The organism is Paenibacillus physcomitrellae, assembly GCF_002240225.1.
Lineage (GTDB): Bacteria > Bacillota > Bacilli > Paenibacillales > Paenibacillaceae > Fontibacillus > Fontibacillus physcomitrellae.
In genome coordinates, this window is the sequence record NZ_CP022584.1 from 1,598,414 (window position 1) to 1,624,139 (window position 25,726).

Annotated in this window: 20 protein-coding genes; 5 read left to right on the forward strand and 15 right to left on the reverse strand. The window is 51.5% G+C overall.

Features of this window, described 5'->3' with window-relative positions:
• Positions 1-75 precede the first annotated feature (75 nt).
• Both CBE73_RS07330 and yicI read right to left on the reverse strand, forming a co-directional pair.
• Positions 76-1,854, reverse strand: coding sequence for a sensor histidine kinase (locus tag CBE73_RS07330; protein ID WP_229752471.1), 1,779 nt, complete (start codon positions 1,852-1,854; stop codon positions 76-78).
• 165 nt (positions 1,855-2,019) lie between these two features.
• A complete protein-coding gene (yicI, locus tag CBE73_RS07335) occupies positions 2,020-4,338 on the reverse strand; it encodes an alpha-xylosidase (RefSeq protein WP_094093681.1) in 2,319 nt (772 codons plus the stop codon).
• Between the two features lie 134 nt (positions 4,339-4,472).
• On the opposite strand from yicI, the gene CBE73_RS07340 reads away from it, so the two are divergent.
• Both CBE73_RS07340 and CBE73_RS07345 read left to right on the forward strand, forming a co-directional pair.
• On the forward strand, positions 4,473-5,369 hold the full coding sequence (locus CBE73_RS07340; protein ID WP_094093682.1) for a helix-turn-helix transcriptional regulator: 897 nt from the start codon (positions 4,473-4,475) through the stop codon (positions 5,367-5,369).
• A 119-nt stretch (positions 5,370-5,488) separates the two neighbouring features.
• Positions 5,489-6,454, forward strand: coding sequence for an S-layer homology domain-containing protein (locus tag CBE73_RS07345; protein ID WP_094093683.1), 966 nt, complete (start codon positions 5,489-5,491; stop codon positions 6,452-6,454).
• A 200-nt stretch (positions 6,455-6,654) separates the two neighbouring features.
• Here CBE73_RS07345 and CBE73_RS07350 read toward each other — a convergent pair whose 3' ends face one another.
• The 7 genes from CBE73_RS07350 to CBE73_RS07380 form a co-directional block, all read right to left on the reverse strand.
• Positions 6,655-8,076, reverse strand: coding sequence for an extracellular solute-binding protein (locus CBE73_RS07350; RefSeq protein ID WP_094093684.1), 1,422 nt, complete (start codon positions 8,074-8,076; stop codon positions 6,655-6,657).
• A gap of 89 nt (positions 8,077-8,165) precedes the next feature.
• Positions 8,166-8,999: a carbohydrate ABC transporter permease gene (locus tag CBE73_RS07355; RefSeq protein ID WP_157739434.1), complete on the reverse strand. Its 834-nt coding sequence runs from the start codon at positions 8,997-8,999 to the stop codon at positions 8,166-8,168.
• Complete coding sequence (locus tag CBE73_RS07360; RefSeq protein WP_094093686.1) at positions 8,996-9,961, reverse strand: carbohydrate ABC transporter permease; 966 nt, start codon at positions 9,959-9,961, stop codon at positions 8,996-8,998. The genes CBE73_RS07355 and CBE73_RS07360 overlap by 4 nt, the downstream gene beginning before the upstream one ends.
• Positions 9,933-11,474 (reverse strand): bifunctional metallophosphatase/5'-nucleotidase, encoded by a 1,542-nt coding sequence (locus CBE73_RS07365; protein ID WP_094093687.1) that lies wholly within the window; start codon positions 11,472-11,474, stop codon positions 9,933-9,935. Before CBE73_RS07365 ends, CBE73_RS07360 begins: the two co-directional genes overlap by 29 nt.
• A 10-nt stretch (positions 11,475-11,484) precedes the next feature.
• The gene (thpR, locus tag CBE73_RS07370) at positions 11,485-12,012 is read right to left on the reverse strand and encodes an RNA 2',3'-cyclic phosphodiesterase (protein WP_094093688.1); all 528 of its coding nucleotides are present in this window, start codon (positions 12,010-12,012) and stop codon (positions 11,485-11,487) included.
• Positions 12,013-12,053: 41 nt separating this feature from the next.
• Positions 12,054-12,833 (reverse strand): HAD family hydrolase, encoded by a 780-nt coding sequence (locus CBE73_RS07375; protein ID WP_094093689.1) that lies wholly within the window; start codon positions 12,831-12,833, stop codon positions 12,054-12,056.
• Between the two features lie 450 nt (positions 12,834-13,283).
• Complete coding sequence (locus CBE73_RS07380; protein ID WP_094093690.1) at positions 13,284-14,852, reverse strand: response regulator transcription factor; 1,569 nt, start codon at positions 14,850-14,852, stop codon at positions 13,284-13,286.
• Between the two features lie 839 nt (positions 14,853-15,691).
• On the opposite strand from CBE73_RS07380, the gene CBE73_RS07385 reads away from it, so the two are divergent.
• Positions 15,692-16,993 carry an NCS2 family permease gene (locus CBE73_RS07385; RefSeq protein ID WP_094093691.1) on the forward strand — a complete coding sequence of 434 codons (1,302 nt, stop codon included), beginning with the start codon at positions 15,692-15,694 and terminating at the stop codon, positions 16,991-16,993.
• A gap of 144 nt (positions 16,994-17,137) precedes the next feature.
• Here the strand turns inward: CBE73_RS07385 and CBE73_RS07390 are convergent, their stop codons facing one another.
• A complete protein-coding gene (locus CBE73_RS07390) occupies positions 17,138-18,103 on the reverse strand; it encodes a DMT family transporter (RefSeq protein WP_094093692.1) in 966 nt (321 codons plus the stop codon).
• 117 nt (positions 18,104-18,220) lie between these two features.
• Between CBE73_RS07390 and CBE73_RS07395 the strand changes: the two genes are divergently transcribed.
• Positions 18,221-19,129 carry a LysR family transcriptional regulator gene (locus tag CBE73_RS07395; protein ID WP_094093693.1) on the forward strand — a complete coding sequence of 303 codons (909 nt, stop codon included), beginning with the start codon at positions 18,221-18,223 and terminating at the stop codon, positions 19,127-19,129.
• A gap of 79 nt (positions 19,130-19,208) precedes the next feature.
• On the opposite strand, the gene wsfD is transcribed toward CBE73_RS07395, so the two are convergent.
• The 4 genes from wsfD to CBE73_RS07415 all read right to left on the reverse strand — a co-directional run bounded on the left by wsfD (position 19,209) and on the right by CBE73_RS07415 (position 22,776).
• Positions 19,209-20,672, reverse strand: coding sequence for a glycan biosynthesis hexose transferase WsfD (wsfD, locus tag CBE73_RS07400; RefSeq protein ID WP_094093694.1), 1,464 nt, complete (start codon positions 20,670-20,672; stop codon positions 19,209-19,211).
• Entirely contained in the window at positions 20,669-21,220 is a 552-nt protein-coding gene (locus tag CBE73_RS07405; protein ID WP_094093695.1) for a GtrA family protein, read from the reverse strand. The genes wsfD and CBE73_RS07405 overlap by 4 nt, the downstream gene beginning before the upstream one ends.
• The gene (locus CBE73_RS07410) at positions 21,210-22,241 is read right to left on the reverse strand and encodes a glycosyltransferase family 2 protein (protein WP_094093696.1); all 1,032 of its coding nucleotides are present in this window, start codon (positions 22,239-22,241) and stop codon (positions 21,210-21,212) included. Before CBE73_RS07410 ends, CBE73_RS07405 begins: the two co-directional genes overlap by 11 nt.
• 310 nt (positions 22,242-22,551) lie before the next feature.
• The gene (locus tag CBE73_RS07415) at positions 22,552-22,776 is read right to left on the reverse strand and encodes a hypothetical protein (protein WP_094093697.1); all 225 of its coding nucleotides are present in this window, start codon (positions 22,774-22,776) and stop codon (positions 22,552-22,554) included.
• 241 nt (positions 22,777-23,017) lie between these two features.
• On the opposite strand from CBE73_RS07415, the gene CBE73_RS07420 reads away from it, so the two are divergent.
• Positions 23,018-23,884: an aldo/keto reductase gene (locus CBE73_RS07420; protein WP_094093698.1), complete on the forward strand. Its 867-nt coding sequence runs from the start codon at positions 23,018-23,020 to the stop codon at positions 23,882-23,884.
• A gap of 84 nt (positions 23,885-23,968) precedes the next feature.
• Here the strand turns inward: CBE73_RS07420 and hutH are convergent, their stop codons facing one another.
• Complete coding sequence (gene hutH, locus CBE73_RS07425; RefSeq protein WP_174704802.1) at positions 23,969-25,489, reverse strand: histidine ammonia-lyase; 1,521 nt, start codon at positions 25,487-25,489, stop codon at positions 23,969-23,971.
• Positions 25,490-25,726 lie beyond the last annotated feature (237 nt).

Here is a 25,726-nt window from a genome sequence, read left to right on the forward strand (position 1 = left end):
AACCATATAAAAATTAGAGATCGACCCAAAAAATCAGACATCAGAGTCCGAAAAAAAGAAGAGTTTCTCGATCCCCTAGACTAAAAAGAGAGGGATCGAAAAACTCATTCGTGTTCCTTGCCCATATTTACTATCGATGACCAGCCCGCTGCCTTCGCCGTAGGACAAAGTGAGACGCTGATGCACGTTCCGGAGGCCAATCCGGTTGTTCTCTTCTTCCGGCCCGGATATAAACTCCCGCACTTCCTGCAGCCGCTCCGGCGTCATGCCGCTGCCGTTATCCTCAACGCTTACGCGAAGCTCTTTATCCTGAATCGTCAGATTGACGACAACTTTGACCGTCCCGTCCTTGTTCTCCAGCCCGTGCACAACAGCATTCTCCACAAGCGGCTGGACGATCAGGGCCGGCACACGCAGCCTTGCCGTTTCCGGAGCTACATTTAATTCGTATTCCAGCCGGTCTTCATAACGAAATCTTTGAATCTCCAGATACGAGGAAACCATTTCCATTTCGTTCTGGAGCGTCGTTTTCTCCCGGCCGATTTCAAGATTCTTGCGCATCAGCTTGCCGAGCAGCCGCACGATGTTGGCCAGTTCTTTTTCTCCCTTCAAGTAGGCGTTCATCCGGATCGACTCCAGCGCGTTAAACAGGAAATGCGGATTGATTTGGCTGGCCATCATCTTCAGCTTGATTTCCCGCTGCGCGATCTCAAGCTGGTTATTCTGTTCGGTTGTCTCTACGACCTGATTCATCAGCCTGCTGATGCTCTCCACCATATAGTTGAACTGCCTGGAGAGCTGACCGATTTCATCGCTGCCGTCGATTCGGGAGACTACGTTCAGATTCCCCATCGCCAATTTATTAAATCGTCTGCTGAGCAGCAGAAGCCGTTTCGTCGTCAAAATGGATACAGTATATACAAAACACAAGGCGACCAGCAGCACCAGCGCAATAATCAGAAGCCCTATCAAAGCAACCCTATTGGCGCCTTTCACAATGCTCTGGGTTTCGAACAAGGAAATCACCTTTAACCCGTTTACGCTGGAGTCCGGATAAATTGAATTAACAACCACGTAAGAATCCCGGTGATTAATTTCTTGCCGGTAAGTCCCTTTGGCGAGGCTGTTCAGCTCACTGCTGAAACCGATATCCTCCAGCTTTTTGCCGACCATGCCGGCATTTTTGGCGGCGGCCACATATCCCTGCTCGTCCACGATCACCGTTTCAAAAGGCTCCTGGATCAGCATCCGGTTTAACTCGGATTGGTTGACCTCGACCACCAGCACACCGAACGTGTGATATTCCGGAAAAGGCACCTGCCTGACCAGGGACAACCGGTTGACGGGCGCGTCCTGCTCCCCTTTCACGTAAAGCCAGTTGACCGCTTTGGTTGCCATGGCTTTCTTATACCAATACGACTCCTTGGCGGCCGCCGTTAAAGGGATAATCTCCAGATTATTAACCAGGGTGGGGTTGTCGAAATAAATCTGGATGCCGGAAAGTTCACGGTATTGATTCTTGAAATCCCTGAAAGCGCTGAAGTTCCGGTAAGCAATGGTCAGCTGCAGGTCGCTTTCATAATTCGTATTCACGATCTGTTTCATCTCTTTATCAAAAAACAGAAGATCCGAAACGTTAAGCGGCACCTTAAACATCGTCTCCAGCTGCATTGTAATTTTCTCTACGTTATTTGTAGCCTGCTCAACAGCCCGATCAAGTGTCTGCTGCCTGAAATAATAGGTTACGACGCTGCCTACGATCAGGATCGGAATCATGACAATCAGCACGTAGGAAACGAGCAGCTTGTGCTTTAGCTTCAGGTTGTTGGTTTTCTGCAGCAGCTTATCTAACAATCTCCATGCCCCCCGCTTTCTTAGAAGCGCTTACATCACTCTTTGTCTATCATCATACCATAATTAACTGAAGCCCTTGTAGAAAGGGTAAAAGAAAGAGAACAAGAAAGAGCCCCGGCCCCGTTCTCTCGAACGGAAACAGCCAGGGACTTTTCTCGGTATCGATTATTTGAGCGTAATGATCACCGTTGTTTGACCGTCAAACGCACCGGCCTGCACTTTGCCGTCCGTCAGCTCTCCGCCTTGAACGGAAGCCACTTCGCCCAGGCCGTGTACTGAAACGGCAAAAGGTTTGCCAGCCCCTTCAGCCTTCAGCGTCAAGGTTTGACCCGCACGTTCAGCCGTTACGGTCAATTCGGCTTCGCCCTTCAGGTTAGGAACGATCCGGCTGGCTGAAGTGCCGTCCTCCAGGCCGTAGACCGCCAACTCCACACCATCCGCATAATCATAATCCGGGCGGGTATCATTAGATCCCAGCGCCAGAATCGTATTCTCGCGAACGAACAAAGGCAGATTGAGGAAGTCATAGGTTTCTTTATACCACTTGCCGCCTTCCGCCGTTTCGCCCGTCAGGAGGTGCGTCCAGCGGCCTTCCGGCAGATAGTAAGTGACATGGCCAGCTTCGCTGAACACCGGAGCTACCAGCAGGGCGTCGCCCAGCATATATTGGCGGTCGAGAGAATCGGCCGTCGGGTCTTCAGGGAATTCGAGCAGCATCGGTCTCATTACAGGCACGCCCCGCTTGGAAGCTTCTACCGCTTTGCCGAACAGATAAGGCATCAATTTGGCTTTCAGTTTGGTGAACTTGCGAGCCACTTCTACGGATTCTTCGTCATAAGCCCATGGCACCCGGTACGAGGTGCTGCCGTGCAGCCGGCTGTGGCTGGACAGCAGGCCAAATTGCAGCCAGCGTTTGAACACGTGAGCCGGCGCCGTGTTTTCAAAACCGCCAATGTCATGGCTCCAGAAGCCGAAGCCCCCAAGTCCCAGAGACAATCCGCCGCGCAGGCTTTCCGCCATCGACTCGTAGTCGGCGTAGCAGTCGCCGCCCCAGTGAACCGGGAATTTCTGACCGCCGGTAGTAGCTGAACGGGCAAACACGGCCGCTTCCCCTTCGCCGAGCTTCTCTTTCAACGTGTCAAAAACTACTTTGTTATAGAGATAAGTATAGTAGTTGTGCATTTTTTCCGGATCGGAGCCGTCATGGTATTCTACGTCTACCGGAATCCGCTCGCCGAAATCCGTTTTGAAGCTGTCTACGCCCATGTCGACCAGCTCTCTCAAATACCCGGCGAACCACTCACAGGCCGCCGGATTCGTGAAGTCAACCAGCGCCATGCCAGGCTGCCACAGGTTCACCTGCCAGACGTCGCCGTTTGGCTTCTTCATCAAATAACCGCGTTCTTTGCCTTCCGCAAACAGACGTGATTTCTGGGCGATGTAAGGGTTGATCCAGACGCAGATCTTCAGGCCTTTGGCTTTGAGGCGCTGCAGCATACCTACCGGATCGGGGAATACACGTTCATCCCATTTGAAGTCTGTCCAGTGGAATTCCCGCATCCAGAAGCAGTCGAAGTGGAATACATGCAGCGGCAAATCGCGTTCAGCCATTCCGTCCACAAAAGAATTCACTGTGGCCTCGTCATAATTGGTAGTAAAGGAAGTCGACAGCCACAAACCAAACGTCCACGCCGGCGGCAGAGCCGGTTTGCCGGTCAGGTCCGTATATTTGTCCAGCACACCTTTCGGGTCAGGACCGTCGATCACATAATATTCAAGCGATTGTCCAGGAACGCTGAACTGCACTTTTTTCACTTTCTCGGAAGCGACCTCGAAGGATACGCCGCCGGGGTTATTGACGAATACGCCGTACCCTTTGTTGGTAACGTAGAAGGGAATATTTTTATAGGCCTGCTCGGAGCTGGTGCCGCCGTCTTTGTTCCAAATGTCCACAACCTGCCCGTTCTTCTGGAAGGCCGTGAACCGTTCGCCGAGGCCGTAAACATATTCGCCTACCGCCAAATCCAGCTCCTCGCGCATATACACGCTGCCTTCGCTGTCCACTACATGGGCGCCGGCTTTATAACCGCTGGCTGTAATCCGTTCGCCGCCTCTATAGAAAGCAAAAGAGAAATGTGAGCCCTTGCTGATCCTTACGCTTAGATTGCCGCTGGTCAAAACAGCTTCTTCCTCCGTCTCGGTGATCACGGCATGGCTGTCGTCCGCCGCACTAAGTTCAAAATGCGGCCCCGTATTACGAACACCGTCAAAATGAACCCACTTCACGCCGATAACACCCGGAGCCGGAGCGTGGAATTGGGCTGTAAGCAGCACGCCGTTAATCGTATCTGCACGGCCAGTCAGCGGCACTGCCGAGACATAAGCATTCAAAGTGCGGCCTTCCTGCTCCACTTCGTGAAGCTGTACTGCCGGAATAATCGTAAAGCCTTCGCGAATCAACCAGTTGCCGTCCGTAAATTTCATTCTGATCACACTGCCTTTTCTTTTACTTTTACATTCTCTGATGTAAGCGCTATACTTGCATTATAATGATCTTCATTTCGGAAAACTAACATAATTTAATGAGTTTATAACACAATATTGACGAGGTGATTCGATTGGAGCAAGCCATGAAGCAAATGCTCAAGGAAAGCCGCGTGCACAGCGAACATTTACGACCGTTCGGCGCTTATTCGCTGGCATACGGGCCGGGGGAACACGTGGTGGATTGCCACTGGCATGATGAATCGGAATTTTTCTACGTCCTGGAGGGCAGTGTCATGTTTCAGGTGGATGAAGAGCTATTCCCTGTACATGCGGGTGAGGCCGTCTTCATTGACGGCGGGGATATTCATGCAGGTCACGCATACGGCGATGAAGGCTGCCGTTTCTTTGCCCTTGTCTTCGGTACGCAGCTGCTGAGCAGCGCCAATTACGATGCTATTCAAAACTCGCTCGTTCTGCCGTTTCAGGAACGAAAGGCCTCATTTCCGAGGCTGATAAGCCGCACAACCGCAGCAGAATCCTGTCTGCTGGATCATCTGGATGCCGTGTTAAAGCTTTGTGAGCAGCAAAGACACGGTTATGAAGCAGGCGTAAAGGGGCATCTGCTTCTCATGCTGCATGAAATAGCCTCTGAAGGCATTGCCTGCGACCGCAGCGTCAGCAATTCCAGTGCTTTGACACGAATGGAACGGCTGAAGAAGGTGCTGTTTTATATTCAACAGGAATATGACAAGCCTATCCGCCTCAAAGAATTGGCAGGGCTGATTCCAATGAGCGAAGGCCAGTTTTGCCGTTTCTTCAAATCGATGACCGGGCAAACTCCGGTAGACTATATCAACAGCTACCGCATTCGCCTGGCAGCGGGCCTGCTGACCCAATCAGAACGCAAAATTTCGGATATTGCGCTTGAGGTGGGGTTTGACAATATCAGCTACTTCATCCGCGTGTTCCGCAAAATGATGAAATGTTCCCCGTCCGCGTTCCGGCGCGGTGAAATCGGGGATATATAAATAGGAGATATATAATGAGGCAGATGCTGATGAAATGGACTTGCAACCTTTTCATTGGAATTGCCGTCATAAGGGTAACTTAAAGCTAACCAATAATAACCAAGAGGTGAACTGTACTAATGAGAAAATCTGTCCGCACATTCCTGCTTACCCTTCTGCTTCTAAGCACGGCCGCCATGCCGGCATGGGCCTTCTCGGATACGCAGTCCGATGTTAATGCCGATAAGATCGAAGCCCTTCAGAAGAATCACGTGCTGAGCGGTCAACCTGACGGCACATTTAATCCTCAAGGCGTCATGACTTACGCTGCTGGCGTCTCCGCGATTGTAAACGGCTTTCAATTAACGGTTCCGGAAGGCAAAATCCCTGCTCCTGTCAGCAGCCTGTCCAGCAAGCTGAAGGCGGAGGCCTGGTATTCCAACGCTTTCACTATTGCCGCAGCGAACGGCCTTACGATTCCGAAAGAGGTCGATCCAAACGCTCCCATGACACGGGAAGTTCTCGTTAACCTGCTGTCCCAAGCTATCAATACCACGGGAAACTACCCGACTATACTGTTGTACACGCATATTAACGATGAAGAGTCTCTGAATCCTGCTTACGCAAGCAGTGTCCAGCATTTACTCAATATCGGTTTTAAACTGCTGGACAAGGATAACAACTTCCTGCCCAAACAGACGGTGACCCGCAGTACCGCGGCAGGCCGGCTGTATGACAGCCTTCAGTATGTGAAGAAAATGCAGGAACAAGAAGACGGCGGCCTTGCGCCGGGCATGTCCCATCCGCTGATTCCCGCTGTTCCGGTCAATGATCCATTGACGGACTACAGCCTAAGTGTCAGCAAAATCAATGATCAAGTGAACGAAGTGACGATCACTGCCAATGCGCCAACACCGGGTTATTCTCTGAGCATATCTTCAATCGTGTTCAAAGACGGGCAGGCTCTCCTATATACGACGGTTGGAAAACCGGATCCCGCTATGATCGTGCCCCAGGTCATCACGGAAACCTCCGCAAGCGCCTATATTCCTGCCGATTACAAACCCGTATTGGCGAACGGCGGAGGCGAATCACCGGCCAGTTGATCAGGCAGGCGGCCTGTACAAGGCGGAGCAGCTTGACCACAAATAAATCTTCGGCTTCTATAGTTCATTGAAGCAAAAAGGCGTTCCGGAGGACTATTCCGGAACGCCTTTTTAGTAACTTATTTTGCTTTAAAGGGGCATTAAATGCAGCGGCAAACATCCACATTCCCATGTCTGACCCAACAATGAACCGGGCGGAGCTATTGCTGAGCTTTAGCCTGCGCAGCCTGCAGCTGCTGGTTAACATCCCCGCCCCCGATCATGATCGCCTCCCACATGTCTCCAATCGCCTGGGACAGCTTGCCGGATTGCGGAATGACCCGGTTAAAGTCCAGATTACCGGACGCCAGCACGGCATTGACCGCAGCAGCCCGATAATACGCCGGATCGTTGCTTGGCTTGGCAGCCAGAAACTGCTTATACGCCGGTTCATCCAGCATGGCTTGGCTGACAGGCAGATTCCCCGTGGCTGTAAGCCATTCCACATTTGGCTTGGCCTCCGTCAAGAAAGAGATGAGCAGCCACGCGGCAACCCGCTCTTCTTCAGTGGCATTCGCGAAGATGACATAGTCTTCTCCCTTAGAGAAGCTGACCGGATGGTCAGGGTCTTTTTGGGGTACGGGTGCCACGCCTACTTCAAAGCTTTTTTGACCGGCTTCGGGTTTAGGTACGGCATACTGCGCGCCTGCGGCAGCCCCGATAAACATATAGGTCTCTTCATTTACAAAAGCGTTGCTGCTGTACTTTTTACCCGCCGTGCTGGGCAGCAGCTCGGGCATCGTGAAATAACCCTTGTCCATATTTTCCTTATAAAAGGTAAGAGAATCCCGGCTGGCGTCATTGTCAATATCAATCGTTCCATCCTCTTTGATGTATGGACTCCCCCATTGTCTGGACAGCAGATTAAACGGGGCGTCGCCGTACGCGTTGTCGAAGCTGAAACCCGGTTTGCCCGTTTCCTCCTTGATGGTTTTGGCATCGGCTACTACTTCATCCCATGTTTTGGGCGCCTGCCAGCCTTTGCCGTCAAAATAGGTTTTATTATAAATCAGTACGTCCGACGTCTTTTTGTTGGTTGGAAAACCGAACATCGTGCCTTCCGGACCCAAACTTTTTACTTCGTCCAAATAATATGAAAAGAGTCCATCGCTGCTGCTTGCCAGTCCAATTTCCTTATTCTGATAGTACGGCATCAGATCAACAATGGCATCGCTTTTGATATATTCGGGAAAGGTTGCGGCATCGATATTGGACAAGGTTGGCGTTGACTTGGAAACGATGTTTTGGGTCAGCTTGTCCGTCAGTTCGCCGACGGCTCCCTGGTTGGAGAATTCCACCTTGATATTCGGATATTTGGTTTGAAAAGCGCCGACCATTTTCTGAAGCACAGGAAAATTCGACGTGCCGGTTCCCGTCCAGAACGAAACGCTCACCGTTTTCTTATCGGTCAGGACGCTTTGAACGGCTGCTTCCAAGGCACCTTGATCCTGCGAAGAAACTGCTCCGTTTCCAGCCTGCGCAGATTGGCCGCCGGAATTTCCGGTTTCGGCAATTCGTTTGCCGCAAGCAGTGAGCGGAAGCAATAACAGAACAATTAAAATGGACAACAAGATTTTCTTCATTTATATTACCTCTCCCTTAGCAATTGGATTATTAAGAGGGTGGGGGCATCGAGCCTCACCGAATTTAGGCTCTAAGAATTAATAACGCATTAACCCTTGATTCCCCCACGGGCCATCCCCGTGAAAATTTGTTTTCTTAAGAAGAGAAACATAATCACCAAAGGCAGCGTTACCAGCACTGCCGCAGACATCTGTAATTCATAGGCTACCGTTCCTACGCTATTGGTAAAAGCATTCTGCAAACCGTTGGAAACGAGTCTCAAGCTGTCCTTCGTCGTAACCAAATTCGGCCATGCGTAGGTCTGCCAGATCAAGATCATGGACAGGATCAGGGACGTTGCCACAGCCGAACCGGATAGTGGCAGCACAACACTCCGCAAGTAACGGAAGTTGGTTAATCCATCTACTTTGGAAGCCTGATACAACTCATCCGGAACCTGCAGGAACGTTTGCCGAAGCAGATAAATATTGAAGGGATTCACCCAATAAGGCACGACCAGGGCCTGCCAGGTATTCATCCATCCCCAGTGCGCAATCGTCTGAAAATTGGTGATGATCAGCATTTCCTGCGGAATCATCATTGTCGCAAGCACAAGGAAAAATAACGCATGTTTCCCTCGAAAACGAAGCCGGGCAAACGCAAAGGCCGACAGAACCGAAACAGCCGTGCTGACGGTTACCGTAGCCATTCCGGCAATCAAGTTGTTAAGCAGATAAGTAAGCAAAGGGGCCTGAACCAGGGCATCCATGTAATTACGCAGACGAAAATGCGCCGGGAATAACGTCGGAGGCGACAGATTGACCTCTGCCGACGATTTCAGGGACGTACTGATCATCCAATAAAACGGAACCAGCACCAGCACGGCGGAAAGGATCAAAAACAGGTAAAGCAGCGCCTGACCAAACCTTGATGTAGTCCTCACTGGTAGAATACCTTCCCTTTCGTCCATTTTAATTGCAGATATACAACGATCATGACCATCACCATTAAAATTACAGAGGCGGCACTGGCGCTGCTTACAGCCCCCGGCGTCAAATAATCCCCCAAAGCATCCATAATATACCCGACCAGCGTAATCATCATTTTGGAGTTGTCCCCCGGCGGCCCGTAGGAACCGCCAAACAAAGCAATCACGCTGGCATATGAGCGGAAGGCAAAAATAACGGACGTAACGAAAACGAAAATGGTGGTAGGCGACAGCAGCGGCAGCGTGATTTTGCGGACAACGGTCCATCTGCTCACGCCGTCCAGGCTGGCCGCCTCGTAATACGAGCGGTCGATGTTTTGAAGTCCGCTGAGAAACAACAGGATATGGAGGGACAATCCATCCCATACGCTGTAGACGAATAAGACGAACAGGCTGCGCATATAAGCTTCATTGTACCGATGCTGCGAGCCTAAAATCCCTTCCCCGCTGATCCAGGCGACCGGCTTCATCCCAAACCATCCAAGGATGGAATTCATAAGCCCAAAATGCGTGTCGAAAATATAAGCAAAAACCATGCCTGCAGCAATCACGTTCGTGACCTGAGGAAGATAAAAGATCGTCAGGAATCCTCCTCTGAGCCGTCTGATTGAATTCAGGGCAAGCGCCAAAGCAAGAGAAACAAGCATCGAGCAAGGGACGCAGACGAAAGCGATAAACAGCGTATTGATGAGCGCTTTACCGAATGTCGGATCATTTGCGACATCCACATATTGCTTGATGCCATAACCCGTATAATCCCCCGTAAGAAACCGGTAGCCCAGCTTGAAAGAGGTAATGAACGTATGCAGAACGGGATAAACCGTGAAGACTCCAAGCAGCAGCAATGCCGGAAGCAGATAGACATAAGCCGAATGGTCGTAACGCGATTTAGAGGAACTTCGCTTCTGTTTGAACATAGCCGAAATTGATCTCCTTTTTGTTTTTGACTAGGATGGATTCCGGAAGTTCGGCGGACATTCCACCCTGTTCCCGAATGGTTTGAATGGTGCGGTCACGTAAAAAAATACCTGTGTATCGTCGTTCAATGCCCGACGAGAAATCATAACCCATCTCGTTAGAATCCAGGAATTCATCGACGGCGATTTCATAATAACGGTCCGGCTCCAGCGGCTGGCCATTCTCCAGCAGGATGGATTCGATTCGTGCACCAAACGGTTTGTCATAATCGGCTGCGACCTTAAGCCCGCTAATCGCAATAGGCGAAGCCCGCTCAATGCTCAGCGTGCTGATGCCGTTTTCGATATTTCGGATCAAGTCCTCGCCTCGGAGCTTCATCGTGACGATCTCGTCGTTGAAATAAAACAGCTTGCGGAGCTCGTACATCGTCACTTCGCCTGCCGTAAGCCCCGGACCCATGCGGCCTGAATAAATAAGTGCGATAGGACAGCCCGTTTGTTCTCGCATGATGTCGGTCACGAGTCTCGTCAGCGGCGTTCCTTCCATGTCTACCTCTGCTGTGATCGGAGACTTGTGCACAATCTCCTGCTCCAGCCGCCCGATTACGGCACCAAGCGTACGCGCCGTACGTCTTTTGTATTCTTCCAGTTCCCCCTGCATTACAGGGTCCGGAGTCATTTCGCCAGCTGTCCCGCTGGCATCCAAATAATCAGGGATGACCTTGCGGACCCGATTATCGCAAGAAAATTCAATTGCCAGCCTGGCAAACCCTCGGCCATGGCTGCCTCCTTGAACAACGGGAACGCCATAAACCTCCGCGCTTATGAACTGATGCCAGTGGGCGGTAAATACCCCCGCCAGCTCGGGAACCTGCCGGCAAAGCTCCAAGACCTCTTCGCCAACAAGCCCGGAATGATCCGCCGTATACCGAAAACCGAAATGCGTCAATGCTATGATCGCATCCGGTTTACCCAGCGGGTCAGCCCCTTTGTTTAAGTAATCCACCCATTTCCGTGCTTCACGAGCCCCGTCCGCAATTTCCAGAATACGTACATCCTGCTCGTATCCATGGCGGTCCAGCCTCTCCCGGGTAGACAAACCCAGTAGTGCAATCTTGGTGCCGGCTTCCTCCACCATGACATAAGGCCTGAAGCCCGAAGCAATCTCGCCGGTCCTGCTGTCCAGGACATTCGCGGCAACAAATGTGAAGGCTCCTTGCGCCGACCAGTTTCCAAGCGCCTTCAGCCCGTATTCGAATTCATGGTTGCCCACGGCCGAAACCTTTGTTCCCAGCCTTTTCATCAGATAGGCAACCGGCTCGCCCGACAGTTCTTCCGACATAGGGTCGCCTTTGAAGTTATCTCCTCCGAAGACAACGATTGTGTGGGGATTGTCCAGCTTCTGACGCTCAACAAGGGTACACAGCTTGGCAGAGCCGAGTGCATGGCCGGTTTCGAAAAGTTCAGCGTGAAAATCGTTGATTCCGATAATCGATACGGTCTTGGTCACCATGTTGTCTCCGTCACTCCCTTAGTTTGAAATCTCTCAGCTTGCGAAACCGCTTGCCCTCCTGTGTATGCTCCACTTCATACAAATGGAACCCGCACACTTTGAAGGACAAGGGCGAGATCGTGCAGGAAGGGAACGCATCCGGAATGTCGGAGCGGCAGTGAAAAGCAAGAGAAATGTGAGGGTTGAACAAGAAACTCGCCGTTCCGATACCCATATCGGATAACCTGCGATCAACTTCCAGCTGCAAAGCTTGCAGGCGAGGTTCCTCTTGTACATTGCTCCATACTACGTTCCGTTCCGAATGCTCGAACAACCCCAGTTCGTGAAGGGTCAAGTTGAACCCCTCGCATTCGATCTGCTCCATTCTTTCGACAATCGTCCTGACATCCGGTGATTCACCGATGTAACGCAAGGTGAGGTGGAAATTTATGGAAGGTTCATATGCACCCTTGGGGTCAAACAAACGCAGCTGATTTTGCACCCGTTCCAACTCCCTTTTAATAGCTGGCGGAGTATCTAAGCCTATAAAAAGTTCCAACGTCTATCCATCCATTTCAGTCTTTATTAAGTAGCCGGACGTCAGATGATTTTGTAATCATGCAGCGCCTCCCAGATTCCGTCCTCATCAGCGCTCCCGGTCACCAATTCCGCTACCGACTTTAATTCGTCGGTTGCGTTGCCCATCGCAATTCCATGACCGACAGCCAACAGCATATCCACATCGTTAAAGCCGTCCCCGAACGCAAACGAATGCTCTTGCGGGATTCCGGCTTCAGCCATAAGCCAGCGGATAGCCTGTGATTTGCCTGCCTGTTTCGAGATCAGGTTAACTAAATATTCATGGGACCAATTCGTTAAATAATCGTCTAAATATTCCTCCATATATCGCGCTTCCTCTTTTGTGATATAAAGATGCGCCTGATATAAAGGATAGCTGGCCTCGAACCGGGCCATTTCCTTCGGCAGCGGGGAGCTGAAATCGCTCCAGACTGCTTGCACCCGCTCGTTTACATGGTCTACAATCTCACCGTGTTCGCAGTGCCCTCCATAAGCAAAACCATGGGTTCTCGCTTTTTCCATCATCGATCCGACGGACGGCAGTTGTATAAATCGTTCAAACACTTTCCGGCCCTGGTGAAAGACAAGCTGGCCATTCAGAAAGGTTATGGTTTCGCAAGGAAGGGCCAGTTGCTCCTGAATGAAAGCTATCGACTCCGGCCCTCTTCCCGTTGCGATCACCACCCTGTGACCGAGGGACTGCAGCCTGCCGATCGCTTCGCGGGTACTCTTCGGCACGCTTTTGATCCGGTGACTATAAAGGGTGTCATCAAAATCAAAGAAAAACAGCTTGGATTGCATGGTACCTGCTCCTTTCACAATTGATGGATCATATCCGTTCTGTCCGCCCTTTGATAAAAGGGCATTACGCCAGCATACAAGAGATGGTTCAGCCGTTTATACACCTCTTCGTTAACGCCCTGTAAAATTAGTGTAAAAATTTATCGAAAAACAACTTAAACAGCATGTTATCTGCTCCTTTCCCAATAGATGGATCATGTACAGTCTGTTCCGCCTTTTGAGAAAAGGGCGATACACAAGCATACAAGAGTCTTCCGACAGTTTATACAACTCTTCGTTAACCCCTTGTAAAATAAACGTAAAAATAGGTTGTTTTCTCCACAAAAAAAGCGCAGCCCCACAAGGGAGACTGCGCCTTTAATCCTTTTATATCCAGTTTTACACCCGACTAAAACCTGTGTAGGGCAACCAAGGTAGGAATCAGAGATCTTCAGCCTATTGCTAAAGCTTTTAGACTCGGCCGCCTTCCTCCGGCTCGCCGTTTTTGCGGTAGGCGGAAGGCGACATCCCTACGTATTTGCGGAATTTGCTGTGGAAATAATCAACGTTCGTGTAGCCGACCTTCTCGGCAACTTGATAGACCTTCATCCCCTGCTGCAAATACTGCTTCGCATGCTCGATCCGGACTTTGTCGAGATAAGTGTTAAAGTATTCGCCCGTGGCGTTCTTGAACATTTTCCCCAGATACGCCGTGTTGTAATTGAACACTCCCGCCAGCGTCTCCAGCTTTAGATTATCGCCGAAATTACGATGGATGAAATCCAGCAGCGCTTTGATATCCTGTCCCTGAGACCGACTAGCCAGCGGTTCCATGACCAGATTCAGCAGTTCGATGACATGCCGGTATAACTCCTGGAGATTCCGCTGCTGGTAGACGAGGGCAATTCGGTCAGTGTAATCCTTCAGACAGCTGCCAAGAGCGGAATGGCTGGCAGACAACCTGGCAAGCAGGCTGCTGAGCAGTTCGGCAAAGTAACGTTTGACGGCCTCTTCAGAAGCTCCTGACGCTTTAAGCCAATCCCCGGCTGAATGGATCAATGGTTCAAGAGCCTCCCGGCTGCCGATGTCCATCGCATAAAAAAGCCTGCCCTCCAGATCCTCCGGCTCGGGCACCCCCATCTCTCCCGAAAGCATAGCCTCCGCATCCTCCATGCACAAGATCCCGGCCGAATCAATAAAAAATTCATGATCCAGCAGCTCCCGCGCCGCCTCATAGGAATTGGAGATTTCATGAATGGTCCGGACAAGCGGCCCTAGCGCAATCGTGGCCTGCACCCCCGTTCCCTCTAGCACGGCCGAAATTTCACCATAAAGCTGCCTGCGCATCTGCTCGCCAAGAACCGTTGATTTGAGCAGGATTCCCGTTTGAAAATGAACCGAAAAAGCCAGCCCCCGGCCGCTCGCTTCAAAATAATCATTGATCCTTTTCTCCGCTTCCTCAAGCATGCCCAGATAACTGGAGCTTCCGGTGCGCTGGTGAAAGTCAATTAACATGACCTGATACGCCTTCCCATTCAGGCCAAGGCTTTCGGCTTTAGCCTCCAAAGCGGTTTCCTCTTCATCGCCGGTGTGCGTCAGCAAGGATTGGACAAAAATATCACGGCTCCACTTCTCTGATACGTCACTCCACTGCCGCTTCTCCTCCGCCTGCTTGTGGTCCATCCGGATTTTCTCCAGATAGGAAACCATCTCCTCTTCATCGACCGGCTTCAGCAAATACCCATCTGCTCTATGTGCGATCGCCTTCTTGGCATAATCAAAATCGGCATACCCGCTCAAAATCAAAATGCGCAGTCGATCGTCGCGTTCCCTTAACGTTTGAATGAGCTGGATCCCGTCCATGCCCGGCATCCGGATGTCGGCAACCACCAGCTCCGGTTTGATCTTCTCGTATTGTTCAACAGCCTCGAGCCCGTTCGAAGCGGTTCCCGCAACGGTAAAACCACAGTCTTCCCAAGGAATAATCGCCTTTAGCCCCTCGCGGACTTTTGGCTCGTCATCGACAATCAGCACTTTCATCAAAGCTAGGTCCTCCTTCCAAGCAAATCTCCTGATGTTTTCATCAAGCCATTTCTACAGCGCTTTCATATGTACGGACAACAAATTAGATTTATATTAGCATTATACGGATATATTTCAGTAAAATCTTTTAAAATATCGCGTTTGAATAACACAATTTTAATCTTTACGGTGCAAAAGGCAAAAAAATGGCCGGTTCCAGCACCGTACGCGTATGCTTCAAGCACTTGCGTCAGGCTGCAAACCGGCACTCCAGAGGGTATGGGAGGAAATATCCATTAGAGCATTGCGTTCTTCTGAACAGATTTAACAAAGATGATTGATGAAGAAGATTAACGAAGATGATCAACAAGGATGATGGTCCAGTGCCGGAGGAAAGAGGGCGGTTCACATCCGGCAGCTTACGGACCTTACTCTGCTGTCTTTGTCTGATGATACAGGCGTATTCCCCGACAACCTCAACTTCCAATTCCTGCGGTTCACCTAAGGAGAGGAAGGTCCTGCTTGAGACGTCAGCCGCCGAATCATCTTCAATTCATTATGTCAGGAATCCTCCCGTAATAATGAATCTTTTTCTAAAAACCGCTTCGTATGTGTTTAATTATAGGAGGTTTTCTATTGAAGTCAAGAGTTTTAAGGCAAATACCAGGCGTTCACGCCCTTTTCGTGTGAATAAACCTAACATTTTAACCATTGTTTAAAACTTTACCTCCCCTTTCAAGGATTTTAGAAAAAAAGGGCATACTGGAGAAGAATTCCTTGTACTTGCCGCCCTTCAATTGTATGCTTACATGTGCTGTTATTTCTCTGCTTAGAAAGAATGGAGGTTTACGAAAGACATGAAACGAAATTGGCTGTCTGGAAGTCTCGGGTTTATTCCCGGGCAGCACAGCATTAGAAAGGAAATCGGAGCAGGGCTGATCTCTTATTTCTCTGTGGTATATATAGTGATGGTCAACGCGGCTATCCTGCACGACGCCGGCATGCCGCTGCAAGCCGCCATGGTCGGGACACTGCTCACCTCTATGGCCGGATGTCTGCTGATGGCCTTCTGGGGCAAGTCCCCGATTATCGTCGTGCCCGGCATGGGCATCAACGCTTTCTTCACTTATACGCTGGTCCATTCCATGAAGCTGAGCTGGCAGGAAGCGCTGGCCGTGACCACTACGGCAGGCCTTTTATTTGCGGGACTGGCTTTCTCTTCTTTATATAAAAAGATCAGCGACGCTATCCCTCATAACCTGCAGCATGGCATCAGCGTCGGCATCGGTCTATTCCTGACCTTTATTGGCCTGCAGAAGAGCGGGATCGTCATCGCGCATCAAACGACGTTTGTGACCATCGGCCACTTCAGCGACCCCAACGTCATCACGGCCTGCATTACGCTGCTGCTGGCGCTCGTTCTGTTCGTGCGCAAGGTCAAAGGCGATCTGCTGATCAGTATCCTGGTCGGCACGGCGCTGGCTTACGTGCTGGGAGCAACTCATCCCTCCGCGAATAAAATGGAAGGCAAACCGCTTCAGCAGTACGGCGACCTGTTTGCCCATCTGTCCTTCGGGGCCATCGGCACTTTGGCCTTCTGGATTGCCGTGTTCTTGCTGCTGCTCATTATTGTCTTTGAAAATATCGGCCTGATCGGCGCGCAGACGCGCATGATCGAACGCCCCGAGACCTTTACCGGCAGCCTGCGGGCCTTGTCGGTATCGAACATCCTGGCAGGTCTCTTCGGCAGCAGCTCTACCGTAGCCGCTGCCGAAAGCACAGCCGGTATCGCTGCGGGCGGCCGGACAGGCCTGTCACCTTTTGTGACCGCTATTTTGTTCGGCGCTACATTCTTTTTCATTCCGCTGCTGACCTACATTCCCGACAGCGCCATCGCACCGGTTCTGATCATTATCGGGAGCCTGATGGTCCAGAATATTCAGCAGATGGATTTCAAAGACTTTACGGAGGCCTTTCCGGCTTTCCTAGTCATGGTCATGATTCCGTTCACTTACAGTATCATCGATGGCATGGCCTTCGGCTTCATCGCCTACCCGGTTGCCAAACTTGCCGCCGGACGCGGGAAGGAAGTCAAAGCTGTCATGTACGTCATCACCGCTTTATTTGTAGCCAACTTCGTACTGCACGCGCTGATGTAACTCCGCTTTCCCCCCGGGCCAGATCACCCGGCAAAAACAAAAGCCCATGCTGCGAAAGCCCAAGGATTTCCTTCCCTTTCGCGCAGGGGCTTTTTCTGTTTTCTCTTGTTGTAGCTTCAATTTCGCTGTTACTTTTGCTTTAGTTCAACTATGCTTTTTTTCATTTTGCAGCGCCAGTTTTAGAGCTATGTCACCCCGGTGTTGGCGTTCGTCCTCAGCTTTGGAGGCGGCCTGTTTCCGGGACATCAGGTTAGCCGAAAGCAGCATCCCCGCGATCACAATCGCACCCCCGATACCCTGTGAGATCAGCAGAGGCTGGCCGAACAATACGGATAAGCCTGCCGTGAAGATCGGCATCAAATTCATCGTAATGCTCGCTTTGCCAGCCCCGAGCTCCTTTATGCCGCGATTCCAGAACAGGAAAGAGCCGATAGACGGAAACAATCCGAGATAAAGAATTCCCGTAATGCCAAAGGGTGTAACCCGTTCCGGATGAAGCGGCTGCATAAACAGCAAAGGAATCATTAGAAATACGCCAAGAAACGCTGTAAAGGCGACAAAGGTAATCGGCGGGAGATGCTGCGCCCGTTTGCTGACAATGGAATAAACGGCCCATAAAAACACCGCCGCCAGCAGGATGGCGTCCCCTGCATTGTAGCGGGTACCAAACACCGCCAGCAGCTGCCCTTTGGTCAAAACTATCAAAACGCCGATCAGGGACAGAGCTAAACCCGCTCCCTGCCGTAAGCCGATTTTCTCTTTCAGGAAGAGGAAAGAAAGCGTGCTCACCAGGGCCGGAGTCAAGCTGTTAATCAGGCTGCCGTTGGTGGACGAAGTATGCTGCAGGGCTGTATAAGTAAGCAGCGTATAAATCACAATGCCGGTCAGCGACATAAACAGCAGAAGGCTCCAGTTTTTCCTCCAGACCTGTATCCACGACGGTTTCTCTATCAGTTGCGCCATTGGAAGAAGCACCGAAGCGGCGATTACCCAGCGTAAAAAAGACGCCCATACCGGAGGAAAATCTGCGGTAACCGATTTGCCGAACACCATATTTCCCGCCCAGAATAAATTTGCCAATATTAAAAACAGCCATGCTTTGGTTTTCATATAAAATCCCCTATCCCTCAATGAATTTTGTCTTTATCTCTGCTCACAAAAAATGATACAATAAGCCACAACATAAATAAAATGAATATAAATTATGAGGGAGATACCAAATTTGTTATGAACAGATCACTTTTGCAGCTGATCGTCACCATTTCGGAAACCAAAAGTTTCACTGCCGCCGGTGAGAAGCTCAACATGACCCAGCCGGCAGTCAGCCGGGCGGTGACCTCTCTGGAAAAAGAACTCGGCGTCACACTGCTGATCCGCGACCGCCGCAGCGGCGTCATGCTCACCGCAGTAGGGGAACGCATTGTCCGCATTTACCGGGAAATTTTGCAGGGGTATGACAAAGTCGATCAGGAAATTGCCAGCGAAAAAGGGCTCGAAACCGGCAGCGTACGAATCGGTACCTTCCCGGTTGCAGCTTCTTATTTTATTCCCAAAATCATCAGCCGGATCAAAAGGCAGTATCCGAAGCTGGAATTTTCGATTACGGAAGGCACGATAGCTGATATTCACAGCCTGCTCGACAACCGCGAGATCGACGTCGGGCTGGTCATCGCTCCCGAGCAATCGGAATCGGAACGGCAGACGATTCCGCTCTACCGGGAGGGCATTTTTGCCGTGATGAGAGAGGATCACCCTCTGACCGCCAAAACGATCATTCGTCCGGAAGATTTGCGGCAGGAATCGATGATGATTTGCAAAGCCGGCTACGAGCCGCCGGTGATGGCCTGGTTTGAGCGGGCCGGGGAAATCCCCCGGATCAAATACGTCCTGTACAACTACAGAACGGCCCTGCAGATGGTGCTTGTAGGCGAAGGCCTGGCCGTCATGTCCGAACTGTCGCTGCTGGACCTCCCTCCGAGCCTGAAGGTACGCCGCTTGTCGCCTGAGGCCTACCGGGATATCCATCTCGCAGCCGCTCCTCCGGAAGAAAGCTCGATCGCCGTAAAGCTGTTTATCGAAACCGCGCAAAACCTGTTTCCATTCCAGCCGGAGCATGAGCCGCTGATTCAAATTTGAACTTGCGTCCTCTATATCCTTGAACACGATAAAACAACAAGAAGCCGCCCAACCGGGACGGCTTCCTGTCTTATTTCAATTATAGTCTTGTATCTCTGAAATATAGGCCTGCTCCTGCTTTCCTTCTGCCCCAAACCCGCAGATTCACCAGCTGATAAACGATCCAGGCGACCGCCGTTACCAGCATCATATCGAAGCAGACATTAAACATAAACTGATGTTTGGCCATATCCGCTTGCCCATCGCCAAGAATCGGCACCAGGAAGCTGAACAAGCCGACCAGGCCGACCAGCATCAGCAGCTCATTTCGGATCCGGCTGGCCGTATCGTAATAGCGGAAATATTCGAATAAGGCCACCCCATAATAAAGCACATACACCAGAACAATAAACCACAAGGTGTGCGGCACATGTTTGTTCTTGAATTCACTCCAGGTACTGTAAGTAAAGTCCAGAGCTCTGGGCGGTTTATTTTCACTTTTGAGATAGTTCCCTAAATAATAAGGCCGGATGCTCATCCCGTTCTCTGCCGCAAATTCCATTTTGCTGACAAAACGGGCCGGATGCTTCAGATAAAACAACAGCACATCCCCATGGGAAACCCGGCTGTAGAAATCGTCTTTCAGCGAAGGGTCATCCTGTTTGATCGCCGTTCCAGCCTGAAAATAGTTGGTCCCGGCCAGCACCTCAAGCCGCTCGGGCAGTCCGAGCTCCTTCAAATCGCCTTTCACATCCGGCGAACCGTTTAGCACACCGAAGAACACCGTCTGATACAGATTGATATGCTTAAGCTCCTTCGGGGCCGTCACGTACAGCACGATCGAGATCACGCACAGCGAGGCGGACAGCCACAAGGTCAATCTGCGCCAGCTGAAATCGTCCCGCAGCTTCATAAACCGCAGACCAATAAGCGCATACGCGATGCCGACCGGCGCATTTTGCAGCTTGGAGGTTGTGAGTACAAATGCGGCGATGAAGAAGAGCCATAGCAGTTTCCTGGAAGGCTGTTTCTGCTGCGCCAGCCATAAACCGAGCCCGATCGAAAGCAGCATGGACACCAGGGATATAGGCTCCCCGAACAAGGAATTGAAATAAGCGAGATACCCGATGTCGTAAAATACTACCAGCAGGCAGAGCGCCAGGATCACCGCCAGCAGCCTGGAACCAAATTTGCCGCTGCGCACGATCACCCAGGTTGCCGCCAGCAGCAGCAGGCCGTAGAGCAGACCCAACACCCGGATATCAAAAGCGGCAGGATGGAAAACCGCGCCGATCAAGCGGGCAACGGCCACAACCAGCAGCTGCGAGGAAGGGTAGAATCCCCGGAAGAAAGCATCATAAGCAAAATACTGATGGGCGAAGCCGAAGAAGCGGTCTTCATAGCTCTCGGCCGCATCATAATAATTGAGCCCAATCGAGCTCATAATCCGCATGAAATCTCCATTGTCAGCCACGCCTACAAAAGGTTTGCCAATCAGTATGTACAATAAAATGCAAAAGCCCGCCAAAACCGCGAAGGTTTCGGCGGTAAGCCATTTTCTCATAATAAACCGGATTCCTCTCTTTCCATTACCCGTGCTTCCGGTTCGCCTGATACCGCGCGATTATCGCGGTTGTCCGCAGACAGGCTCTTACCGGCAGCCGAGTCTTTATCCGTAACCTTGCCTTTGTCCGTAAAAGTCAATTTCTTCTGACCGAAGTAATTCAAGATGGTGTAAAGTCCGCTGCCAACCAGGGCAGCCACATTGTCTTTAAACCGGCCGCTGGCCTCCGGCAGAATCCAATCCAGCCCGATGTCCGCCGCTTGGCCGGCGATCCAGTAAGCTGCAAAGTAGCAAACCGCCGTAACCAGCATAAACTTCCAGGCGGTAGACCCGATGCTGGCTTTCGATTTAAACGTAAAGCTTTTGTTCATAAAATAGCTGTTCACGGCCCCTACCGCGTTGCCGATAATCGTAGAAGTCCAATAATTCAGGCCAAATGCATTTAAACACAGGAACGTCACCGTCAGTCCGATCACGGTATTCACAACACCAACGATTATAAAACGGATCAGTCCATTTTGAAACAGCTCTCCGAGCTTAGCGCTCATAGCGGACCACCTGGTCTATAGCTGGATGGGGAGCGGAAGCCCCTGTCCCTGCTTCCAGAGCGTTTTGTGCCGGTAAATCACGTTCGATCAAATACAGCGGGCGGCTCTTAACCTCTTTATAAATCTTGCCCACATATTCTCCGATCAGCCCCAGCGAAATAAGCACCATGCCGCCGATAAACCAGACGGACAGCATTAAGGACGTCCAGCCGGACACCGTATTGCCCATCAGCTTGGAGACAAGAGCATAAATGCCCACGATCAGACTGATGCCAAAACAAAGGAAACCCGATCCCGTTACAAAACGGATCGGTTCTACGCTGAGCGAGGTAATGCCCTCAAGCGCAAAGTTAATCATTTTCTTAAGCGGATATTTCGATTCTCCCGCAAAGCGCTCCAGCCGGTCATAATAAACCTCCGTTGATTTCAGGCCAATCAAAGGCACTAAGCCGCGCAGGAACAAATTGACCTCCCGGAACCTGGACAGGTGCTCCAGCGCCGTTCGGCTGAGCAGCCGATAATCGGCATGGTTATAGACGACCTTCAGTCCCATGCTCTTCATCAGCTTATAGAAGCCGAGCGCCGAATTTCTTTTGAACCAGGTATCCGTATCCCGTTTGCGGCGGACGCCGTACACGATTTCATAACCTTCCCGGTATTTCAGCACAAAATCCCGGATCACTCTCACGTCGTCCTGCAGATCCGCATCAATGGAGATTGTGCAGTCGCAGCGGTCTTTGGCTTGCATCAACCCGGCCAGCAGCGCATTCTGGTGCCCGACATTCGCCGCCAGCTTAAGCCCGGAAACCCACGGATAACGGTCGTGCAGCCGTTCAATCAGGTCCCAGGTCCGGTCTGCGCTTCCGTCATTCACAAACAGCAGAAAGCTGTCCTGCGCAATCAATTCCTCCCGCATCAGCGAAGTCAAGACGTCGCTAAGCTGCCGGACCGTTTCTTCGATGACGGGCTCCTCATTATAACAAGGCACTACTATGCCCAGCTTTGGTCTTTCCCGATTCATTTCATAACCACCTTATTTCCTCTCCAATTGTTATCTGGTGCCTTTTAACTCATTCACGTTCATCCTAGGGTTGCAAATATGATTATTGTAACATTTTCACGGGGGACGATAAAGTTTGGCCGAAAGGCATCCTATAGATTAGCCCGTAGAGCCGTCTGTTGAGGTGCCTGTTGAGGCTGAATACCAACTTAAAAACCAGCATGAATCTCCTTTTTATAGGATATTTCGCTTTCCAGGAACGGCAAAGGGCCGTGCAATACGCACGGCCCTTTCCCTTGAATCCATAAAGACATCTGCTTTAAAGATCCGGTTACATCATCATAGAAGGAACTGCAGCCTGATCGGCTTCCTTAGCGCGGAGCGATTTGACTCCATAAAGAACGGCGTTCACCACGATGGCTATTACAGCAATAAGGGCCAGCCCCATGAGGTACTTGGACGTATTCCCGCCCCCGAATAACACATTGTAGTCTTTGAAAAAGTCCGGCATCATTTCCCTTGGGATCGCCGCACCGCAAGCAATGCTTTGTACCAATACCAGCGGGTAAAATAGCGATTTGAATCGACATCTTCTTCCGCCTTTCTAAACAAACAAAATCCATTGCTGTCAAAGTAACAATAGTGAATCCCCTATTCTCTGTCAAGCTTGACCCTGCGGGGCATGGTTTAGCTTTATTGTCTGTTCTGAACTAATCCAGCTTGCAAATTGGACACTCCTGATCCTATACTGAACGTGCAGTTTACTATAAAAACCTATCTATTAAGGAGGCATTAACATGGAAAATCAAGGAACCGCAGCAGCATCCGGTACATTCAAAATCGGCGGAGATCTGACGGTTAACCGTCTCGGCTATGGCGTTATGCAATTGACCGGACCTGGGGTCTGGGGGGATCCGGCTGATCCGGAGGAAGCAGTTCGCGTCCTGCAAAGAGCCGCTGAGCTTGACGTTACACTTATCGATACTGCTGATTCCTATGGGCCTTTTGTAGCGGATCATTTAATCAAGAAAGCTCTTCACCCGTATAAACAAGATTTGGTAATTGCCACCAAGGTCGGCCTGACCCGCAGCGGACCAGACGACTGGCGGCCTGTAGGACGTCCGGAATATCTGCGTCAGCAGGTAGAACTCAACCTTCGCCATCTTGGCCTGGAGCGAATCGACCTACTCCAGCTCCACCGGATCGACCCAAAAGTTCCGCTGGAGGAACAAATCGGCGAATTGGCCCTGCTTCAGAAGGAAGGCAAAATCCGCCACATCGGACTCAGCGAAGTTACGGTGGACCAGTTGAAGGTGGCCAATGAGATTGCGCCGATCGTCTCCGTACAGAATCTGTACAATCTTGCTAAACGCGATTCGGAGCCTGTCCTGGAGTATGCTGAAGCCAACAACATTGCTTTCATTCCATGGTTCCCGCTGGCGACCGGAGCTCTCGCTAAATCCGGAGGCCCGCTTGATGAAATGGCCTCGCGCCTGCAGGCGAAGCCTTCTCAGCTCGCCCTTGCCTGGCTGCTCAAACGTTCGCCGGTGATGCTGCCGATTCCGGGCACTTCCAAGGTGGCTCACCTGGAAGAGAACATTGCCGCAGCAAGCATCCAGCTCAGCGATGCCGACTTTGAAGCTTTGTCCAAACTTGGACAATAAGCTACTGAAGCAGCAGCTATAAACAGGCACGGCAGGATCGATTCCGCCGTGCCTGTTTGATTGTTCTCTGCTGGGTGCTTTAAGCTAACTGATCGAGGCCGTTCCCGCCAAGGCAGTCTGTACGTCGGTTTGTTTCATCCAGTCCGCAATGGTCTTGAAATCACCGGACAGAACCCGGTCCTCACTTACAAACGGGACGCGGATACGGCACTGTTCATACAGCCAGCGGGTTCCCTGTCCCAGCTTCTGCGGATCGCGGAAATCGGCAGCCTGCGCGCCGCACAGCAGCTCGATCGCCAGAACGGAATAAGCGTTATTTACAATTTGCAGCGCTTTGCGGGCGGCGATTGTGCCCATGCTGACATGGTCCTCCTGGTTGCCCGAAGACGGGATGGAGTCAACACTGGCCGGATGGGACAAGGCTTTATTCTCCGAAACAACAGCGGCCGCTGCATATTGAGCAATCATAAAGCCGGATTGCAGTCCGCCGTTCAAGGTCAGGAAAGCTGGCAGCCCTTCGTTCAGATGCGGATTCACCAGCCGCTCAATCCGGCGTTCAGAGATGTTGGCCAGCTCGGAAGCGCAGATCGACAAGTGGTCCATCGGCAGCGCAATCGGCTGACCATGGAAGTTGCCGCCGGAGATGACGCGGTCCTCCTCCACAAAGATCAGCGGATTATCGGTCGCCGAATTGATTTCGATCTCCAGCTTCTCCTTAATGTAAGCAAGACCGTCGCGGCTCGCTCCGTGCACCTGCGGGGCACAGCGCAAGGAATAAGCATCCTGCACGCGAAGCTCGCCTTGGCCCGTCATGTGCCGGGTTCCTGCCGTCAAGTGACGGATATTCTCGGCAGACCGGCTTTGCCCCGGATGCGGGCGGATGCTGTGCGTCAGGGGATCAAACGCGTCCCGCACGCCGAGCAGCGCTTCGGCCGTCAAAGCGGCCGTGCAGTCGGCCCAGTGCGCCAGGTTGATCGCATCGCAGCAGGCCAGCACGCCTACGGCGGTCATCACCTGGGTACCGTTGATCAGCGCCAGCCCCTCTTTGGCCTGCAGGGCAACCGGCGCAAGTCCGGCCCGCCGCAGCGCCTCGGCACCAGGCAGCCGTTCGCCCCGAAAATAGGCTTCCCCTTCTCCGAATAACACCAGTGCCAAATGCGACAGCGGGGCCAGATCGCCGCTTGCGCCGAGCGAACCTTTTTCCGGAATCACCGGTGTAACTCCCCTGTTCAGCATCGCTGCCATCAGCTCAATCACTTCCGGCCGGATACCCGACACGCCAATCAGCAGCGCATTGACACGCAGCAGCATAATCGCTCTTGCCACTTCAACCGAAAAAGGCTCTCCAATGCCGCAGGCGTGGCTGCGGATCAAATTCAGCTGCAGCTGCTGCGCATCCTCGGCCGAGATATAGGTGTCGCTGAATTTGCCAAAGCCTGTTGTCAGTCCGTACACTACCTTCTGATCGTTCAGAAGCTGCTCGACATAAGCGCGCGACTTCCGTACCCGGGCCAGACTCTCCTGGTCAATGGCAACCTTTTCGCCGAACCTGGCCACTTCCACAACCTTATCGATCGTAAGGGAACCGCCGGTTAAGACCGTCATTTTCTCCATCGTTTGATTCATGTTGTCTCCCCCTGTTCTTCTCCTGCAGATCCACAACAAAAAAAGCCCATACCAAAAAAAGTCTGGTATCGGCTTCTAAAATTCTATTCGCTAAACGGCCGCTGCTTCCGCTGCCCCTAAATTAAAACAAGATGCCCGACTGTCAGATGTCAGAGCGTTCTCTCCCCTTATGATATACCGGAAGACCGCTCCAGGTGTCACATCACAAGCTGAAAC

Bases quoted from the DNA above. Each gene is read 5' to 3' on its own strand.
- yicI (WP_094093681.1), bottom strand. From the start codon at position 4,338: ATGAAATTTACGGACGGCAACTGGTTGATTCGCGAAGGCTTTACGATT.
- CBE73_RS07390 (WP_094093692.1), bottom strand. From the start codon at position 18,103: ATGAAAACCAAAGCATGGCTGTTTTTAATATTGGCAAATTTATTCTGG.
- hutH (WP_174704802.1), bottom strand. From the start codon at position 25,489: ATGACGGTCTTAACCGGCGGTTCCCTTACGATCGATAAGGTTGTGGAA.
- CBE73_RS07385 (WP_094093691.1), top strand. From the start codon at position 15,692: ATGAAACGAAATTGGCTGTCTGGAAGTCTCGGGTTTATTCCCGGGCAG.
- CBE73_RS07410 (WP_094093696.1), bottom strand. From the start codon at position 22,241: ATGAATCGGGAAAGACCAAAGCTGGGCATAGTAGTGCCTTGTTATAAT.
- CBE73_RS07375 (WP_094093689.1), bottom strand. From the start codon at position 12,833: ATGCAATCCAAGCTGTTTTTCTTTGATTTTGATGACACCCTTTATAGT.
- CBE73_RS07420 (WP_094093698.1), top strand. From the start codon at position 23,018: ATGGAAAATCAAGGAACCGCAGCAGCATCCGGTACATTCAAAATCGGC.
- CBE73_RS07365 (WP_094093687.1), bottom strand. From the start codon at position 11,474: ATGGTGACCAAGACCGTATCGATTATCGGAATCAACGATTTTCACGCT.
- CBE73_RS07380 (WP_094093690.1), bottom strand. From the start codon at position 14,852: ATGAAAGTGCTGATTGTCGATGACGAGCCAAAAGTCCGCGAGGGGCTA.
- CBE73_RS07345 (WP_094093683.1), top strand. From the start codon at position 5,489: ATGAGAAAATCTGTCCGCACATTCCTGCTTACCCTTCTGCTTCTAAGC.
- CBE73_RS07360 (WP_094093686.1), bottom strand. From the start codon at position 9,961: ATGTTCAAACAGAAGCGAAGTTCCTCTAAATCGCGTTACGACCATTCG.
- CBE73_RS07395 (WP_094093693.1), top strand. From the start codon at position 18,221: ATGAACAGATCACTTTTGCAGCTGATCGTCACCATTTCGGAAACCAAA.
- CBE73_RS07405 (WP_094093695.1), bottom strand. From the start codon at position 21,220: ATGAGCGCTAAGCTCGGAGAGCTGTTTCAAAATGGACTGATCCGTTTT.
- CBE73_RS07350 (WP_094093684.1), bottom strand. From the start codon at position 8,076: ATGAAGAAAATCTTGTTGTCCATTTTAATTGTTCTGTTATTGCTTCCG.
- wsfD (WP_094093694.1), bottom strand. From the start codon at position 20,672: ATGAGAAAATGGCTTACCGCCGAAACCTTCGCGGTTTTGGCGGGCTTT.